The organism is Microbacterium sp. LB12 (genome assembly GCF_037150835.1).
Lineage (GTDB): Bacteria > Actinomycetota > Actinomycetes > Actinomycetales > Microbacteriaceae > Microbacterium.
The window spans coordinates 114,489-130,434 of record NZ_JBBCPF010000005.1 but is presented as its reverse complement, the minus strand read 5'-3'; the positions used below and the strand labels follow the sequence as shown (position 1 = coordinate 130,434).

At 68.6% G+C, this 15,946-nt stretch carries 16 protein-coding genes; 4 read left to right on the top strand and 12 right to left on the bottom strand.

The annotated features are described in order from the left end of the window. Positions 1-64: 64 nt before the first annotated feature. Positions 65-463, top strand: a complete 399-nt coding sequence (locus WFM69_RS10855; RefSeq protein WP_337004496.1) for a YccF domain-containing protein — start codon at positions 65-67, stop codon at positions 461-463. A 9-nt stretch (positions 464-472) separates the two neighbouring features. Here WFM69_RS10855 and WFM69_RS10850 read toward each other — a convergent pair whose 3' ends face one another. Then, positions 473-1,459: a glycerophosphodiester phosphodiesterase family protein gene (locus tag WFM69_RS10850; protein WP_337004494.1), complete on the bottom strand. Its 987-nt coding sequence runs from the start codon at positions 1,457-1,459 to the stop codon at positions 473-475. A 90-nt stretch (positions 1,460-1,549) separates the two neighbouring features. On the opposite strand from WFM69_RS10850, the gene WFM69_RS10845 reads away from it, so the two are divergent. Beyond that, a complete protein-coding gene (locus tag WFM69_RS10845; protein ID WP_337004492.1) occupies positions 1,550-2,461 on the top strand; it encodes a Bax inhibitor-1/YccA family protein in 912 nt (303 codons plus the stop codon). 82 nt (positions 2,462-2,543) lie between these two features. Here WFM69_RS10845 and WFM69_RS10840 read toward each other — a convergent pair whose 3' ends face one another. From WFM69_RS10840 to WFM69_RS10790, 11 genes are all read right to left on the bottom strand, one after another. Next, positions 2,544-3,839, bottom strand: coding sequence for an RNA polymerase sigma factor (locus tag WFM69_RS10840; protein WP_337004490.1), 1,296 nt, complete (start codon positions 3,837-3,839; stop codon positions 2,544-2,546). Further along, positions 3,839-4,264 (bottom strand): YciI family protein, encoded by a 426-nt coding sequence (locus WFM69_RS10835; protein ID WP_337004488.1) that lies wholly within the window; start codon positions 4,262-4,264, stop codon positions 3,839-3,841. The genes WFM69_RS10840 and WFM69_RS10835 overlap by 1 nt, the downstream gene beginning before the upstream one ends. Positions 4,265-4,370: 106 nt before the next feature. Next, positions 4,371-5,759: a glycosyltransferase gene (locus tag WFM69_RS10830; RefSeq protein WP_337004486.1), complete on the bottom strand. Its 1,389-nt coding sequence runs from the start codon at positions 5,757-5,759 to the stop codon at positions 4,371-4,373. A gap of 8 nt (positions 5,760-5,767) precedes the next feature. Beyond that, positions 5,768-7,354 carry a glutamine-hydrolyzing GMP synthase gene (guaA, locus tag WFM69_RS10825; RefSeq protein WP_337004484.1) on the bottom strand — a complete coding sequence of 529 codons (1,587 nt, stop codon included), beginning with the start codon at positions 7,352-7,354 and terminating at the stop codon, positions 5,768-5,770. Beyond that, positions 7,351-7,863 carry a DUF3817 domain-containing protein gene (locus WFM69_RS10820; RefSeq protein WP_337004482.1) on the bottom strand — a complete coding sequence of 171 codons (513 nt, stop codon included), beginning with the start codon at positions 7,861-7,863 and terminating at the stop codon, positions 7,351-7,353. Before WFM69_RS10820 ends, guaA begins: the two co-directional genes overlap by 4 nt. Before the next feature lie 50 nt (positions 7,864-7,913). Beyond that, entirely contained in the window at positions 7,914-8,891 is a 978-nt protein-coding gene (locus tag WFM69_RS10815; protein WP_337004480.1) for a class I mannose-6-phosphate isomerase, read from the bottom strand. Next, complete coding sequence (locus tag WFM69_RS10810) at positions 8,888-10,114, bottom strand: ADP-dependent glucokinase/phosphofructokinase (protein WP_337004478.1); 1,227 nt, start codon at positions 10,112-10,114, stop codon at positions 8,888-8,890. The genes WFM69_RS10815 and WFM69_RS10810 overlap by 4 nt, the downstream gene beginning before the upstream one ends. 38 nt (positions 10,115-10,152) lie before the next feature. Continuing rightward, complete coding sequence (locus tag WFM69_RS10805) at positions 10,153-11,016, bottom strand: ketose-bisphosphate aldolase (protein WP_337004476.1); 864 nt, start codon at positions 11,014-11,016, stop codon at positions 10,153-10,155. A 49-nt stretch (positions 11,017-11,065) separates the two neighbouring features. Beyond that, positions 11,066-11,911: a carbohydrate ABC transporter permease gene (locus WFM69_RS10800; RefSeq protein WP_337004474.1), complete on the bottom strand. Its 846-nt coding sequence runs from the start codon at positions 11,909-11,911 to the stop codon at positions 11,066-11,068. Between the two features lie 2 nt (positions 11,912-11,913). After that, positions 11,914-12,837 (bottom strand): carbohydrate ABC transporter permease, encoded by a 924-nt coding sequence (locus WFM69_RS10795; RefSeq protein ID WP_337004472.1) that lies wholly within the window; start codon positions 12,835-12,837, stop codon positions 11,914-11,916. Positions 12,838-12,917: 80 nt separating this feature from the next. Further along, positions 12,918-14,219 carry an ABC transporter substrate-binding protein gene (locus WFM69_RS10790; protein ID WP_337004470.1) on the bottom strand — a complete coding sequence of 434 codons (1,302 nt, stop codon included), beginning with the start codon at positions 14,217-14,219 and terminating at the stop codon, positions 12,918-12,920. Between the two features lie 225 nt (positions 14,220-14,444). Between WFM69_RS10790 and WFM69_RS10785 the strand changes: the two genes are divergently transcribed. Together WFM69_RS10785 and WFM69_RS10780 are read left to right on the top strand one after the other, a co-directional pair. Further along, positions 14,445-15,251 carry a DeoR/GlpR family DNA-binding transcription regulator gene (locus WFM69_RS10785; protein ID WP_337004468.1) on the top strand — a complete coding sequence of 269 codons (807 nt, stop codon included), beginning with the start codon at positions 14,445-14,447 and terminating at the stop codon, positions 15,249-15,251. Between the two features lie 69 nt (positions 15,252-15,320). Continuing rightward, positions 15,321-15,944 carry a glyoxalase gene (locus tag WFM69_RS10780; RefSeq protein WP_337004466.1) on the top strand — a complete coding sequence of 208 codons (624 nt, stop codon included), beginning with the start codon at positions 15,321-15,323 and terminating at the stop codon, positions 15,942-15,944. The last annotated feature ends 2 nt before the right edge of the window (positions 15,945-15,946 follow it).

Below are 15,946 nucleotides of genomic sequence, written 5' to 3'. Positions count from 1 at the left end.
GTCCGGCCCGGGACCTCGGGGCGGATGCTCAGGCATGGCGTCAGGAGGGTGACATGATCGCATCATGCGCACGATCCTCAACATCATCTGGGTCATCCTGGCCGGCTGGGCCTTGTTCGTCGGGTACGTCCTCGCCGGCATCGTGCTGTGCATCCCGATCGTCACGATCCCCTGGGCGATCGCGTCCTTCCGCATCGCCGCCTACGCCATCTGGCCGTTCGGGCGCGAGGTCGTCAGCAAGCCCACGGCGGGCGTCGGCTCGTTCCTCGGCAACGTGCTGTGGGTGGTCCTCGCCGGCTGGTGGCTCGCGATCGGCCACATCGTCTCCGGCATCCTGCTGTGCATCACGATCATCGGCATCCCGATGGGCATCGCCGACTTCAAGATGGTCCCGGTCTCGCTCATGCCGCTCGGCAAGGAGATCGTGTCGACCCGTCGAGGCGCGTTCGACCGCACCCTCTGAATCCGCGACTCAGGCGCGGAAGAAGGCGACGCCCAGATCCGGGTGGTCGACGAAGACCCCGTCGACGCCCTGACGCGCGATGACCGACCACTCCGCCTCGTAATCGCCGTAGGCGCCGCGCCCGCCCTCGCCGCGGTAGGGGGCGGAGAGGAATGCGTTCTCCGGTCGACACGTCCACGTGAACACCTGCAGACCCCGTGCATGCGCATCCGCGACGATCGTGTTGCCGGGTGCGAGGAGCATCTTCTTGTCGACGCTGATCCCGTCGAAGCGACCGACGAGCCCGTCGAGGCCCTGCGGCGTCACGGTGGCGGGATACGTGAGCGCGTGCTTCCCGTGTGCCACCAGCTGATCGTACGGGCGGCCCTTCGCCTCGATGAGGTAGATGTAGGTCGCGGCGATCCCGTGCTCGCGGAGCTGCCCGAGCACGGTGGGCTCGAAGCTCTCGATCACCAGCGGCAGCTCGCCCGCAGCCCACCCGGCCTCACGCAGTTCCGCCGCGATCAGCGGCGCGAGGTCGAGACCGATGCCCGCGAAGTACGTGGCGTGCTTGACCTCGAGCACGACGCCGATCTCGCGTCCGTTCTCCACCGACCCCGTCCGCACGATGTCGAGCACATCGCGCAGCCGGAGGATGCCCTGCCCACCGTCGAAGCTCGCGCTCGACACCCGTACCTCCGGCAGGCGCTCGCGACCGCGCAGCGTCGACAGCTCCGACCACGTGAAGTCCTCGGTGAACCAGCCGGTCAGAGCCTGCCCGTCCACGCGCTTGGTCGTCTTGCGGTCGGCGAACTCGGGGTGGTCGGCGACGTCGGTCGTCCCGGAGATCTCGTTCTCGTGGCGGACCACGAGAACTCCGTCCTTCGTGGCCACCACATCCGGCTCCACGGCGTCCACCCCCATGGCGAGGGCGAGCTCGTAGGAGGAGCGGCTGTGCTCCGGCCGATAGCCGGGCGCACCGCGATGCCCGATGACGAGGGGGGATTTCCTGGGCACGCTCTCAGCGTAGAACACCCTGCGGGCCGGGCCGGGCCGGTATCGTAGAGGAAAGCGACCCACGACCCCCTTTTGGAGTGAGGCCCACCAATGAGCAATTTTGCTTTCAACAACCCTGCTTTCCAGCAGCAGGACCCGCGTAATGCCGCGACGTACCCGGGCAGCCCGCAGGGCGCGCAGAACGCCTCGTTCCAGCACGCCTCCGTGGACGCCGCCACCAACGCACAGCTCGAGGGCATGTACGCGGCCCCGCCCGCCGGTGCCATCGAGACCGACCGCATGTCGGTCGAGGACACGGTGTGGAAGACCGCCGGCCTGTTCGCCATCCTGCTCGTCACAGCCGCCGTCGGCTGGGTGCTGACGCTCGGCGGACTCGACGTCCCCCGCTACGACCCGTACAACCCCGGCGCCGTCAACGTGCTGCCGTGGGCGATCGGCGCGCTCGGCGGCTTCGTGCTCGCCATGGTCATCACCTTCACGTCGCGCAAGAAGGTGCGCCCGGCGCTGATCTTCGCCTACGCGGCGTTCGAGGGCCTCTTCATCGGCGGCATCTCGGCCTTCTTCGAGGTGCGCTGGCCCGGCATCGTCTTCCAGGCGACGCTCGCCACCATCTCGGTCGTCGGTGTGACGCTGGCCCTCTTCGCGAGCGGCAAGATCCGCGCGTCGAAGAAGGCCACGAAGATCTTCATGATCGCGATGATCGGGTACCTGGTCTTCTCGCTCCTGAACCTGGTCCTCATGTGGACGGGCGTGAACACCAACGCGTTCGGCCTGTTCAGCCAGGAGATCTTCGGCATCCCGCTGGGTCTCATCATCGGTGTGCTCGTCGTGATCATGGCGGCCTACTCGCTGGTGCTCGACTTCGACCAGATCCAGCAGGGCGTCCGCAACGGCGCCCCCCGCAAGTACGGCTGGCTCGGCGCGTTCGGCATCATGGTCACGGTCGTCTGGCTCTACGTCGAGATCCTGCGCATCATCGCCATCGCACGCGGCAACAACTGACCGCCGCTCGCGAGCTTCGCGAAGAGGCCCGTCTCCCCAGGGAGGCGGGCCTCTTCGCGTACCCCGGCGACGGATCCCGGAATCAGCCCGGCGCGCCGGACGCCTTGCGCTGCAGCAGCGCGCGTTCGCGATCGTTGCCGGCGAGGCCCGCGGCGACGACGAACTCACTGCGCGCCTCGTCTTCCCGTCCCAGCCGCCGCAACAGCTCGCCCCGCGTGGCCGGCAGCAGATGGTAGCCGCGCAATGCCCCGCTCTCGGCGACCTGATCGACGATGCGCAGCGCCGACGCCGGGCCGGTAGCCATCGCGACAGCGGCCGCACGGTTGAGCTCGACCACCGGCGAAGGCGCGATCCGCCCGAGCGCCTCGTACAACAGCACGATCCGGTCCCAGTCCGTGTCGTCGACGGAGGCGGCCACCGCGTGGCACTCCGCGATCGCGGCCTGCAGGCCGTACGCGCCACGGCCGCGCCCGAGGGCATCGGCGGTCGCCAGCGACGCGCGTCCGCGGGTGATACGGCCCCGATCCCACCGACGGCGGTCCTGATCGGCGAGCAGCACGGGGTCGCCGTTGCGGTCGACGCGGGCGCCGAACCGGGCCGCCGTGAGCTCCATCAGCGCGAGCAGGCCGTGCACCTCGGGCTCGCGCGGCATCAGCGCGGCGAGCACCCGACCGAGCCGGATAGCCTCGTCGCTCAGCTCGGGCCGCATCCACTCCGGGCCGCTGCTCGCAGCATGCGCCTCGTTGAAGATCAGGTAGAGCACACCGAGGATCGCCCCGACCCGCTGCGCACGCTCCTCACGCGGGGGCACCTCGAACGGGGCGTTGGCGGCAGCGAGCGTCTTCTTGGCGCGTACGATGCGCTGCTGCACCGTGGCCGTGGGCACCAGGAACGCCCGTGCGATCTCCTCGCTCGACAGCCCGCCGACCACGCGGAGGGTCAACGCGACCTGCGCCTCCTTCGACAGCACGGGGTGGCAGGCGATGAAGATCAGGCGCAGCACATCGTCGTCGACCGCATCCGGGTCCCACAGCAGGTCCGGCGCGTCGGCCTGCTCGCGCTCCAGGTCGTGTGCGAGCAGGGCGAGGCGATCGTCGAGCCGTTCGCGTCGCCGCCACCGGTCCACGGCCTTGCGCTTCGCGACCGCTGTGAGCCACGCCCCGGCGTTGCGGGGCACACCCTCGACCGGCCACTGCCGGAGGGCGTCGACGAGGGCTTCCTGCGCGAGATCCTCGGCCAGGCTGAAGTCGCCGACCATGCGGGTGAGGGCACCGACGATGCGCGCGGACTCGATGCGCCACACCGCGGCGACGGCGCGCTCCGTCGCTCCCTCAGCGGGTGCGGAGCGCGCCGTCTCGTCGTCGGAGGACGTGGACATCACTGCTGGGCGCGCTGCTCTGCTTCCTCACGCCAGCCGACTTCCTTCTGGATCCACTCGTTGTCGGCAGGGAAGTCCTCGACACCGGTCACGCGGCGCACCTCGAGGAACGCCCCGGGTCCGAGCGGGGCGCGGCTCGCCCACTCCGCGGCCTCCTCGCGGGAAGAGACCTCGACGATCCAGAACCCGTTGAACAGCTCCTTCGTCTCACCGTAGGGGCCATCCGTGATGAGCGGCTTCTCGGCGCTGAAGTCGACCACGAAACCCTCGGAGGCATCGCTCAGGCCCTCGCCCGCGACGAGCACTCCGGCCTTGATCATGGACTCGTTGTACTTGCCCATGGCCTCGATGACCTGCTCGAACGGGAGATCCTTGTATGCCTCGACGCCCTCGTCGGTCGCGCGCATGATGAGCATGAACTTCATGATGTTCTCCTTGGTCGAAGGGGCCGTCTCTCGACCCTCTCACTTGATGCGTCGAACGGGAACGGCCCGGATCGACATCGACCAGGAAAAAACTTCTGACGTGCCGTCAGCTGCGGCGGGAGGGACGCGCGTCGGCCGCGGCGAGCACGGCCGTGAGTGCATCGAGCGAGCGCTGCGGGCTCCATGCCGCGGCGACCTCCGGTGCTTCGGCGCGCAGTCGACCGAGAAGTTCAGGGTCGCCCAGCACGCGGCGCAGGGTTTCTCCCAGCGCATCGACGTCACCGCTGGGCACGAGCGCACCGCCGCCCTGCTGCAGCACATCGCGGATGCCGTAGCGGGCGTCGTACGACACCACCGGCGTACCGTGCAGGAGCGATTCGACGATCCCGAGCGGCTGCCCCTCGAAGGCGGTCGACGTCACCACGAGCGAGGCGCGGTCGAGCACGGTGCCCGGCGCGTCCGTGTAACCGGCCAACTGCACGCGGTCGCCGGCGTCGAGCTCGTCGATCAGTGCCTGCAGACGTTCCTGCTCCGGCCCTCCGCCCCAGATCTCCATGCGGGTGCCGGGTACATCTGCCGCGAGGAACGCCCGGATCGCGTGATCGATGCGCTTCCCGGGAGCGAGACGCCCGAGCACCACCACGAGGCCCTCTTCGCGCAGATCGTCGCGCCGCTCGACCGGGGCGATCGGGTTGGGGACCACCACATGGTCGGCCGCTCCCCCGAAGCGCTCCACCACGTCGTCACGCTGCGTGGTCGTCGGCCAGATCACGGCGTCGAAGCGGTCGGCGATGCCGAACCAGCGCGTCCACAGCGCGTTCATCGGCGCGTCCGCGGTGTACGGGGCCTCCAGATGGATCGTGTGGATCGGATGCACGATACGCACCCGAGGATCGGCCCAGTCGACGACGAGCTCACCCAGCTGACGGGACTCGCAGATCACGATAATCCGTCGATCGCCCAGCGGCGCGGTCAGGTGGTCCAGCCATGCCCGGTACAGTCCGCGGAAGCCGTGCAGCGCACCGGCGACATCGCCCGCGGCGTCATAGACGAGGACGGGCTCCGTGGTGAGGTGCCAGTCGGGGTTCCCCGGGATCACCGGCAGCGCGGCGAACGGGCGCCCCTCGGCATCCGTCAGCACGCGATACTCCACGGCGGGGTCGGCGGTCACCTCGGGATCGGCGGCGGCGCGCAGCCACTCTGCCGCTCCCCCACCCGGCACCTGCGCCTCATCGAAGAGATTGCGCAGACGCGACGGATCGACGAGCGCTCCCTGCTCTGCGAAGGTCCTCCGATGCGCCGCGTGATCGGCGGCGGTTCCGGGATCGAACGTGAGCAGCTGGGGACCGGCTCCGCCTGCGACTCCGGCACCGGCCAGCTGGCGGGCGCGGGCGAGCGTCGCGATCGTGTACCCGCCGTCCAATCCGGGGATCAACCGGCTGGACAGCACCAGGTACTCGGCGTCGGGCAGAACCGGCGCCGAGACGGGGGGCATCGCGCCCCCTACTCCCACTCGATCGTCCCCGGCGGCTTCGACGTGACGTCGAGCACGACGCGGTTGACGTCGCGGACACCGTTCGTGATGCGGTTCGAGATCTTCGACAGCACGTCGTACGGCAGACGCGTCCAGTCGGCGGTCATGGCGTCCTCGCTCGACACCGGACGCAGCACGATCGGGTGGCCGTACGTGCGACCGTCGCCCTGCACGCCCACCGAGCGCACATCGGCGAGCAGCACGACCGGGCACTGCCAGATCTCCTGGTCGAGGCCGGCCTTGGTCAGCTCCTCGCGGGCGATGGCATCGGCCTCACGCAGAATCTCGAGACGGTCAGCGGTGACCTCACCGATGATCCGGATGCCGAGACCGGGCCCCGGAAACGGCTGCCGTCCGACGATCGCCTCGGGGATGCCGAGCTCGCGGCCGATCGCCCGCACCTCGTCCTTGAACAGCGCACGCAGCGGCTCGATCAGCTCGAAGTCGAGGTCGTCGGGCAGACCGCCGACGTTGTGGTGCGACTTGATGTTCGCGGTGCCCGCACCGCCGCCGGACTCGACGACATCGGGGTAGAGCGTGCCCTGCACGAGGAACTTCACCGGAGCGCCACCCGACGCCTTGGCCTCAGCGACCAGGTCGAGCTGTACCTTCTCGAACGCGCGGATGAACTCGCGTCCGATGATCTTGCGCTTCTCCTCGGGGTCGGTCACACCCTGGAGGTGACCGAGGAAGGTGTCGGCCGCGTCGACCGTGATCAGACGCACACCCGTCGACTCGACGTAGTCCTTCTCGACCTGCTCGCGCTCGCCCTTGCGGAGGAGGCCGTGGTCGACGAAGACCGCGGTGAGCTGGTCGCCGATCGCCTTGTGCACGAGGGCCGTGGAGACCGCGGAGTCGACGCCGCCGGACAGTGCGGAGATGACGCGGGCGTCGCCCACCTGCTCGCGGATGCGCTCGATCTGCTCGGCGATCACGTTCCCGCTGTTCCAGTCGGACGCGAGACCCGCGCCCTTGTGGAGGAAGTTCTCGAGAACGCGCTGGCCGTGGTCGGAGTGCTTGACCTCGGGGTGCCACTGCACGCCGTAGAAGCCGCGCTCCTCGTTCGCGAACGCCGCGACCTTGGTGGCCTCGGTGGTGGCGAGCACGTCGAAGCCCTCGGGAGCCTTGGCGACCTGGTCGCCGTGGCTCATCCACACGTTCTGCTCCGCCGGCTGTCCGCCGAGCAGGGTGCCGCCGTCGCCGCTGATGACGGCATCCGTCGCGCCGTACTCGCGCAGGCCGGTGTTCGCGACCTCGCCGCCCAGGGTCTGGGCCATGTACTGGAAGCCGTAGCAGATGCCGAGCGTCGGGACGCCGAGGTCGAACACCGCCGGGTCGAGCTTGGGAGCGCCCTCCTCGTACACCGACGACGGTCCGCCGGAGAGGATGATGGCGACCGGGTTCTTGGCGGCGATCTCGGCGGCCGTGGCCGTGTGGGGCACGATCTCGCTGTAGACGCCGGCCTCGCGGACGCGACGGGCGATCAGCTGCGCGTACTGCGCGCCGAAGTCGACGACGAGCGCAGGGCGCTGCTGGGTCTCGGACTGTTCGGTCAACGGACACCTTCCGGGGCGGGGGCGGAGGCCTCTTCGGCCTCTCTGGTGGCGAGATAGGTCTTGACTTCACGGGCGACGACCGCCTCCATGAAGAACGACAGCAGCGGCACGACGCCGCCGAGCGCGAGCAGGATGAACCGCGGGAAGCGCCAGCGCATGAGGCTCCACATGCGGAAGCACGCGAAGAGGTAGACGACGTAGAACCAGCCGTGCGCCACGAGGATGAACAGCGACAGGTTGAACCCGTCGCCCAGGGAGGTCATCTCGCAGGAGTTGGTCATCGGGGCGAAGAGCGACCACCACTGGCAGTCGGGCCCGGCGAGCACACCGGCGAACCAGAGCGGTCCGCCGGAGCCTCCCATGAAGAGCTCGAGGTGGATCGGCGTGTACTTCAGCACCATCTCGGTCAACAGCAGGAGCAGCATGACTCCGGTGATGATCGACGCGATCTGGTAGAACTTCAGCGCACCGCGGATCGCCGGAAAGCTGGCGACTTTCGGTTCGGGCATGCGTCCAGTCTAGCCGCCGCCATCCGGCGCTCGATCCGCCGCCGACGGCCTCACGGCGCGGGCGGTCGGGCGATCAGCAGCTCGGCGTCGCCGCTCACCTCGATGCGTCCGGCGGCGGCGGGGACCAGCACGGTGGCACCCGCGCGCAGCACCCGTCCGCCGATGTCGGCGACGCCGTCGGACACGACCACGATCGCGAAGCCGGGTTCGACCACGACCGCACCGTGGACCGGGCGTCGCTCCAAGCGGAAGTAGCGGTCGGCCGCACGGGGGAACACCGATCCGGACGGAGGCGCCGCGTGTACGAGGGCTGCGAGCTCCGCGCGGCTCCGCGCCGTCGTGTTCACCGCGGTGAGCGCCAGGTCGAACCCCAGGCCGAGATGCCCCTCCGCCGCGCCGTCGATCTCGAAGCCCTCCCACTCCAGCAGGATCGACAGGTCCTCCGGCTGCTGCAGCTCGAGCAACAGCACGCCCGCCCCGATCGCGTGCAGCTCCCCCGGCGGCACCCACACCACATCACCGGGCGACACCGGCACCTCGCGCAGCAGGGCGAGCAGCGCCTCCACGTCCTGCCGCGCGACCCGGTCGGCCAGCACGTCGATCGACACATCCTCCCGCAGCCCGACATGCACCGTGCCGCCTTCGAGGATGTACCAGGCCTCGGCCTTGCCGTGCGCCCGCCCCAGGTGTGCGTGCGCGAAGTCGTCGTGTGGATGCGCGTGCACGGGCAGCCGTTGCCCGGCGTCGAGCAGCTTGACCAGCAGCCGGGCGTCCGCTCCCCAGCGCTCCGCATGGGCGGCACCGAGCCAGGAAACGGGGTCCGCGGCGATCGCGTCGCGCAGCAGGCGACCGTCCGGGAGCGTGGTGAGCCCGAGCGTCTGCTCCCCGCGGACCGTCGTGGTCGAGCCGATCCAGTCCTCGGGCTCGCGCGGAGCGGAATTCCCCTCGCCGCGGAAGGCCGAGATGCGGGCACCGCCGCGATAGAAGCGCTCGGCCGGACGGTTCGAGGGCAGGGGGATCGGGTTCATCGGCGTCCTCCGTCGGGTGCAGTCTCGGCGACGCGGGCATGAGCGGCGAGGAACCCGCCGACGAACGTGTCGCCGAGACCGATGGTGGTGGGCTGTGCGACGTCGAGGAGGAAACCGGGAATGCCGACCGCACCCGGCAGCGTCTGCTCGGTGGCCGCGACGAGCGCTCCTCCCCCTTCGTGCCTCGGCAGGTCCGCGGTCTCCTCGGCCTGCGCCGCGGTGAAGCCGTCACCGAGCCGGAACCGTGTCGCGGCCACCCGCACCGCGCTCTCCAGCGCATCGCGGTGCCGGGCCGCCTCGGGTCCGACCGCGACCGCCCAGTGCCGGGTGTGCACCACGAGGGCGGGGACCGGGATGAGCGCGCGGATCTCGGCGAGTGCGCGCACGACATCCGCCGGGTCGAGCAGCGCGACCGTCCGCCCCAGATACTCCTGCAGCTCGTCCTCGTTCAGGCTGTACACGTCGATGCGGTCGAGCAGGCGTCGACGCACGGTCTCGGCGAAGGCGCGCATGTAGAACCCGGCGTCCTCGTAGAACACGAGGGCGTCGTCGGGAAGCCGATCCATCGCCCGTCCCAGCTCGTCGAGCCGCCGCTCCAGCAGGTCGTGGTCCTGCATGGTGTTGAACCCGGAGACGAGGAACGCGGACGCGGTGGCCAGCTCGTCGCCCAGCTCCGGCGCCAGCAGCATCTCCCGGTTGGGCGGGTCGTTCGCGAAGATCAGCCGGTTCGCGGCGGGCGAGAGGATGTCGGCGTCCATGAGCCGCACGTGTGCGCCGACCGGGTACTGCACGATCAGGTGCGGATCGAGGGTGTCCCGCACCGCCGAGCAGACGTACGACACCCCCGCCGGCAGCAGTCGGCGCACGTTGTCGTCGATGCTCACCAGGTGCTGCACGCTCGGGATGCCCAGGCTGGCCAGGACGAGCCCCGCTCGCACGCCGGTGCCACCCAGGGTGACGTCGTGGGTGAAGTGCGCAGCGAAGGCCTCGACCACCTCGGAGGAGGCGACGAAGCGCTCCGCCCCGGCACCGGCGGCGACGAGGGCGAGAACGGCGATCAGAAGCGACCTCTCGTCGACGATGGGCGCCGTCGAGGTCAGCTCGTGCCGCCGCACGCGATGCTCGAACGCGAGCCGGTCGAACACCGCGGAGTCCCAGCGCAGTTCGTAGCCGACCGTTCCGCCCAGCCCGAGCACGAGCTGCCTGTCCACGACTTCACTCATCCGTCGCTCGTCCTCACCCTCGAGATGCTGCCGGCCGATCAGTACAGTCCGGCCTTGCCGTCGGCGCCGAACAGCTCGATCTTCTCAGCCGCGGTGGCCTTGAGCGCCGCGATCGGCTCCGGCTGGATGGCGTTCGGCTCGCGCAGCCGCTCGTCCGTGCCGAGGATCTCGCGCATGCGGTTGTGGTACGAGACCTTGATGTCGCTGGAGATGTTGATCTTGTTGATGCCGAGCTCCACCGCGCGTCGCAGTTCCGCGTCGGGGTTCGCCGAGCCGCCGTGCAGCACCAGCGGGATGCCCACGGCCGCCTTGATCTCCTGCAGCAGGTCGTGCCGCAGCTCCGGGTTCTTGTCGGACGGGTAGAGACCGTGCGAGGTGCCGATCGCGATCGCGAGGCTGTCCACCCCGGTCTCCGCCACGAAGCGCACGGCGTCGGCAGGGTTCGTGTAGATGATCTCGGCCGCGCCCGACTCCCCGTAGCTGTCGTTCGCACCGATGGTGCCGAGCTCGCCCTCGACCTGGATGCCCACGGCATGCGCGGCCTCGACGACCTTGCGGGTGAGGGCGACGTTCTCGTCGAACGGCAGCAGCGAGGCATCGATCATGACCGAGGTGAAGCCCGCCTTGATCGCCGTGATCATCTGCTCATAGCTGCCGCCGTGGTCCCAGTGGATCGCGACGGGCACGCTCGAGCGGTGCGCTCGCGAGTGCATCGCGGCGATCAGGTCGGTCGTGATGTGCGAGACCTCGTCGGGGTGGATGGCGATGATGACCGGAGCGGCCTTCTCCTCGCTGATATCCATGACGCCGTTGAACATCGCCCAGTCGCTGATGTTGAACGCCGGGATCGCGAAGTTGTTCGCGTTCGCGACATCGAGGATGGATTTGCCGGTGTAGAGCACGTGATTTCTCCTGTTTTCGTGGTGGTCGATGCCCCGGGTCGGGGACGGGTCAGCTCTTCACGGAGCCGGCCGTGAGGCCGCTGATGAAGTAGCGCTGGAAGAAGAGGAAGAGGATGAGCACCGGGATGGACCCGAGCACGCTCATGGCCATGATCTGGTTCCACTCGTAGGAGTGCTGGCCCATGAGCAGCTGGATGCCGATGGGCACCGTGCGCATGTCGATCGTGCGGGTGAGCGTCAGCGCGAACAGGTACTCGTTCCACGCGATCATGAACGTGTAGATCCCGACCGACACGATGCCCGGCACCGAGATCGGCACCAGGATGCGCCACAGCGCCGTCATGGAGCCCGCGCCGTCGACTCGCACGGCCTCGTCGAGCTCCTTCGGAAGGGTGTTGAAGTACCCGGTCATCATGATGATCGCGTAGGGCAGCGTGAACACCATGTAGGTGAGGATGAGGCCCGCGTAGGAGTTGTAGAGACCGAGTGCGACCATGAGGCCGAAGTACGGGATCAGCAGCGTGATGGGCGGCACCGCCTGAACGCTCACGATCACCACGTTGAGGATGCGCTTGCCGCGGAACTCGAAGCGGCTGAAGGCGTACGCCGCCTGGATCGCGACGATCAGCGTGAGGATCGTGACGGAGCCGGCGACGACGTAGCTGTTCAGGAAGAACCGCATCGTCTCGGGGTTCGTGAAGATCGCGACGTACGCGTCGAACGAGAACGTGTCGGTGAGGAGCCGCGGCGGGAGCTCGAAGATCTGCGTGTTCGACTTGAACGAGCTCGACAGCATCCACAGCACCGGGCCTGCGGCGAACACCGCACCGATGAGGAGGCCGATCATGAGGCCGGTCTTGCCGACGCGGCGCTGGGTCCTGGTGGAGAGAGCCACGATCAGTCCCTCGCTTTCTGGTGGCGGACATAGAACACCGCGAGCACCATCGACATCAGCAGCACGAGGACGGCGGACGTCGAAGCGAGCGAGAAGTCGTACTTGGAGAACGCCAGCTTGTAGGTGAAGGTGCTGAGCACCTCGGTGACGTCGATCGGGCCACCGCCCGTGGTCATCCAGATGAGGGCGAACTGCTGCGAGGTCCAGATGAGGTCGAGCAGCACCAGGCTGATGATGATCGGCCGCAGCTGCGGGATCGTCACGTTCCAGAAGCGCTGCACGGCGCCGGCGCCGTCAACCGTCGCCGCCTCGTGCAGTTCGGCCGGCACGCCCTGGAGCCCGGCGAGCAGGCTCACCATGAAGAACGGGTATCCCGCCCAGATGTTGATGAAGATGATGGTGCCCAACGCGAGCTGCGGCGAGGCCAGCCACTCGATGTCGGTGTTGAGCAGGAAGTTGACCACGCCGTTCGGGGCGAGGAGCATGCGCCACAGCACCGCGATGACCGCGACCGTGAACAGCCACGGGAGCACGTACAGTGCCCGGAACAGCGACCGCGAGAAACGGCCGAGGAGCGGGCTGTTCAGCATCATCGCGAAGGCGAGACCGAGCACGAGGTGGGCCGCGACGCTGGTGACCGTGAACAGGATCGTGTTGCCCGTCGCCTTCCAGAAGCGCGGATCGGACAGGATCTCGACGTAGTTGGCGATGCCGACGAACTCGGGCGACTTGTTCAGGATCACGTTGTCCTGGAACGAGTAGCCCATCACCATGACGATGGGGACGATCATCAGCACGAACAGCAGGATGACCGTCGGCGAGAGGAAGGCGTACGACTCGGTGGTCTTGCGCAGCTGCCGCCGTCGGCGCGACGGTGCGACTCCGGTGACGATCACCTCGGTGTCGTCGGACGTTCTGAGACTCATGAGGACTCGGGCTCCTTGGTTGGTCGGGTGCCGCACCGCGACCGCGGTGCGGCACCCCGTTCAGTCGGGGAAGCGGGAGCTCAGAACTCCGCCTCCCAGGAGGCTTGCGCCTTCTTGAGCGCGTCCGGGATCGACTGCTGCCCGTCGAGAGCGGCCTGCAGCTGTTCGCCGAACTGCCGCATGAGGTCCTCCGCGACCGGGAGGCCCGTGAACTCGTTCGCCGGGTAGCCCGCCTGGTAGATGTCGAACGCCGTCTGGAACAGCTCGTCGTCGCCCACGAAGTCGGGGACCGACTTCGAGTTGCCCGGGAACGCCTTCGCCATGGTCGAGAGCTCGGAGTTGGTCTGCTCGCTCATCAGGTACGACACCAGCTTGAAGGCGGCCTCCTTGTGCTCGGAGTTCGCCGCGACGCCGATGCCCCACGAGGCGTAGGGGATGCCGCGCTCGCCGTCGTAGCCGTCCTCGGCGGGGATCGCCGAGATCGAGAACTTCAGGTCGGGGTTGGTCTCGCGGATCAGGTTGATGTGCGCGAGTGAGTCGATCATCATGCCCACGCGGCCGTTGGTGAACTCCTCGACCTTGTCCTGCTCCTTCATCGTGAACGAACCGGAGGCGATGACGCCGTCGTCCCACAGGCCGCCGATGTACTCGACGGCAGAGGTGACGTCGTCGTTGGTGAGGTCGGGCTTGCCGTCCTTCAGCATCGAGCCGCCGGACGCCCAGACCCACGACATCACGTCGTTCTGCACGCCGTTCGGCGATTCCAGCGAGAGCGGCAGGACCCACCCGGAGACGTCGCCGCCGAGCGCCGACACCTTGGCTGCGGCGTCGGCGAACTCGGTGCGGTTGGTCGGAGGCGTGGTCACCCCGGCCTGGGCGAGCAGGTCGTCGTTCGTGAACATCGGGTACACGAAGTTGACCACCGGGATCATGTAGGTGCTGCCGTCGACCTGGATCTGGCTGGCCAGCTCGCTGTCGTCGTAGTCGTACTCCTTCATGAGCGCGGTGAGGTCGGCGATGACTCCCTGCGAGGCGAAGTCGTTCACCCACGCGCCGTCGAGGCCGACCACGTCGGGCATGGTTCCGGATGCCGCGCCGGCGAAGAGCTGCTCCTTGGTCGATGCGTAGGGTCCGCTCACGAGCTTGACCGTGATGCCGGGGTTCTCCTTCTCGAACCCGTCGATGAGTGCGCGGAACTCGCCGTCGGGCAGCTCCGGTTCCCACCACTGGGCGAATTCGATCGTGACGTCTCCGCCGTCTCCGCCGCTGTCTCCGCTCCCTGTGCCGGGCGCGCAGCCCGCCAAGGCCAGAAGGGTAACCGCCGCGGTGCCGGCGCCGACGATCATTCGGGTTCGTCGCTGCCCACGTCCCACTGTGCTCATCACTTCTCCTCTTTGAGATCGTGCCGCAGAACGCGCCTCAATGCTTGTTCATGCGGTTTTAAGCCATGTTATGCAGAGATCTGCAAGGCGTCAAGAGGGCGAATCGACTGTGAACGCCTCTTCGGGAGCAGAACCGCGCAAAGTGCGGGCTTTCCGCGATCGCATTCTGCTGTTTCCTGCCGAACTATGCATGGTTTGTGCCGGTCCTGTGCTAAAGATGTGTGCATGGCTGTATCTGAGACCCCGCACCGACGACGCCTCCCGGCCGGCCGCAAAGCGGACCTCGCCGCCTACGTCGAGCAGGCGGGCGAGGTCACCGTCGGCGACCTCGCCGAGCACTTCGGCGTGTCCATCGACACCATCCGCCGCGACCTCGACCAGCTCGACCGCGAGGGCGTCGTCATCCGCACGCACGGAGGCGCCGTCAATGCGGCCGGCGGACAGCCGAAGGACCGCGCGCTCGATGTGCGGCTGCGGATGCAGACCGAGGAGAAGGAGAAGATCGCCCGGCTCGCGGCGACGCTCATCGACGACGGGGCGGTGGTGATGCTCAATGCCGGCACGACCACGCTCGCGCTCGCCCGCGCCCTGCGCAATCACAAGGATCTGACCATCGCGACCAACAACCTGCGCATCCCGGCCGAGATCGCCCCCTCCGCTTTCCGCGACCTCTACGTGTTCGGCGGTGCGGTGCGCGCGATCACCCAGGCGACGACGGGCCCGGTCGCGTTCACGATGAGCCCGGGCGGGCCCGAGGTCGACATCCGCTGCGATCTCGCCCTCATCGCGGTCGGTGCCGTGGACGAAGGCGGCTTCTCGACCTCCAACCTCGGCGACGCCGCCATGATGTCCGAGATGATCCACCGGGCGGAGCGCACCGCGATCCTCGCCGACTCATCCAAGTTCGACCGTCGGCTGTTCGCACAGGTCGCCCCGCTGGATCGTGCACACTACCTCGTCACCGATGTCCTCCCCGCCGCTCCCCTCGCCGGCGCCCTGGCGCAGGCCGAGGTCGAGGTCCTCACCCCGTAGCTCCTCGCGCGACGGCATCGGTCAGGAATCGAGAAGCACCCGCCGCGCGCACTCCGTAGCGTCGTGGTCATGAACACCACGATCGATTCCGTCACCCTCGACGTCCCCGACGCGGACGCCGCCCGCTCCTTCTACACGCAGGCCTTCGACCTCGGCGATCGCCTGCGCTTCCGCACCGCGGACGCCCCCTCGTCCGGCTTCCGCGGCTACACGCTGTCGCTGGTCGTCTCGCAGCCGGCGAACGTGCACGCCCTCATCGACGCGGCCGTCGCGGGAGGAGCCACCGTCATCAAGCCGGTGTCGAAGTCGTTGTGGGGCGTCGGCGGCACCGTACAGGCACCGGACGGCGCCATCTGGAAGGTCGCCACCTCTGCGAAGAAGGACACCGCTCCCCCGAGTCGCGCCGTCGACGAGATCATCCTCCTCCTCGGCGCCGACGATGTGGTCGCCTCAAAGACGTTCTACGCGGACCGCGGCATCCCGGTCGGCAAGAGCTTCGGCCGCAGCTATGTGCAGTTCGAGACGACGGGAAGCTCGATCGGACTCGGCCTGTACCGACACGCATCCCTCGCCAAGGACGCCGGAGTGCCCGCCGAAGGCACCGGCTCGCACCGGATCACCGTGAACGGCGTGCTTGGTGCGGCGGTCGACCCCGACGGCTTCGCCTGGGCGCCGGTCGCGGTCACCGCCTGAGG

What these genes read in the sequence shown, in the direction of transcription:
- WFM69_RS10855 (WP_337004496.1), top strand. Translation starts at nt 65, where the DNA reads ATGCGCACGATCCTCAACATCATCTGGGTCATCCTGGCCGGCTGGGCC.
- WFM69_RS10845 (WP_337004492.1), top strand. Translation starts at nt 1,550, where the DNA reads ATGAGCAATTTTGCTTTCAACAACCCTGCTTTCCAGCAGCAGGACCCG.
- WFM69_RS10840 (WP_337004490.1), bottom strand. Translation starts at nt 3,839, where the DNA reads ATGTCCACGTCCTCCGACGACGAGACGGCGCGCTCCGCACCCGCTGAG.
- WFM69_RS10835 (WP_337004488.1), bottom strand. Translation starts at nt 4,264, where the DNA reads ATGAAGTTCATGCTCATCATGCGCGCGACCGACGAGGGCGTCGAGGCA.
- WFM69_RS10830 (WP_337004486.1), bottom strand. Translation starts at nt 5,759, where the DNA reads ATGCCCCCCGTCTCGGCGCCGGTTCTGCCCGACGCCGAGTACCTGGTG.
- WFM69_RS10820 (WP_337004482.1), bottom strand. Translation starts at nt 7,863, where the DNA reads ATGCCCGAACCGAAAGTCGCCAGCTTTCCGGCGATCCGCGGTGCGCTG.
- WFM69_RS10815 (WP_337004480.1), bottom strand. Translation starts at nt 8,891, where the DNA reads ATGAACCCGATCCCCCTGCCCTCGAACCGTCCGGCCGAGCGCTTCTAT.
- WFM69_RS10810 (WP_337004478.1), bottom strand. Translation starts at nt 10,114, where the DNA reads ATGAGTGAAGTCGTGGACAGGCAGCTCGTGCTCGGGCTGGGCGGAACG.
- WFM69_RS10795 (WP_337004472.1), bottom strand. Translation starts at nt 12,837, where the DNA reads ATGAGTCTCAGAACGTCCGACGACACCGAGGTGATCGTCACCGGAGTC.
- WFM69_RS10790 (WP_337004470.1), bottom strand. Translation starts at nt 14,219, where the DNA reads ATGAGCACAGTGGGACGTGGGCAGCGACGAACCCGAATGATCGTCGGC.
- WFM69_RS10785 (WP_337004468.1), top strand. Translation starts at nt 14,445, where the DNA reads ATGGCTGTATCTGAGACCCCGCACCGACGACGCCTCCCGGCCGGCCGC.
- WFM69_RS10780 (WP_337004466.1), top strand. Translation starts at nt 15,321, where the DNA reads ATGAACACCACGATCGATTCCGTCACCCTCGACGTCCCCGACGCGGAC.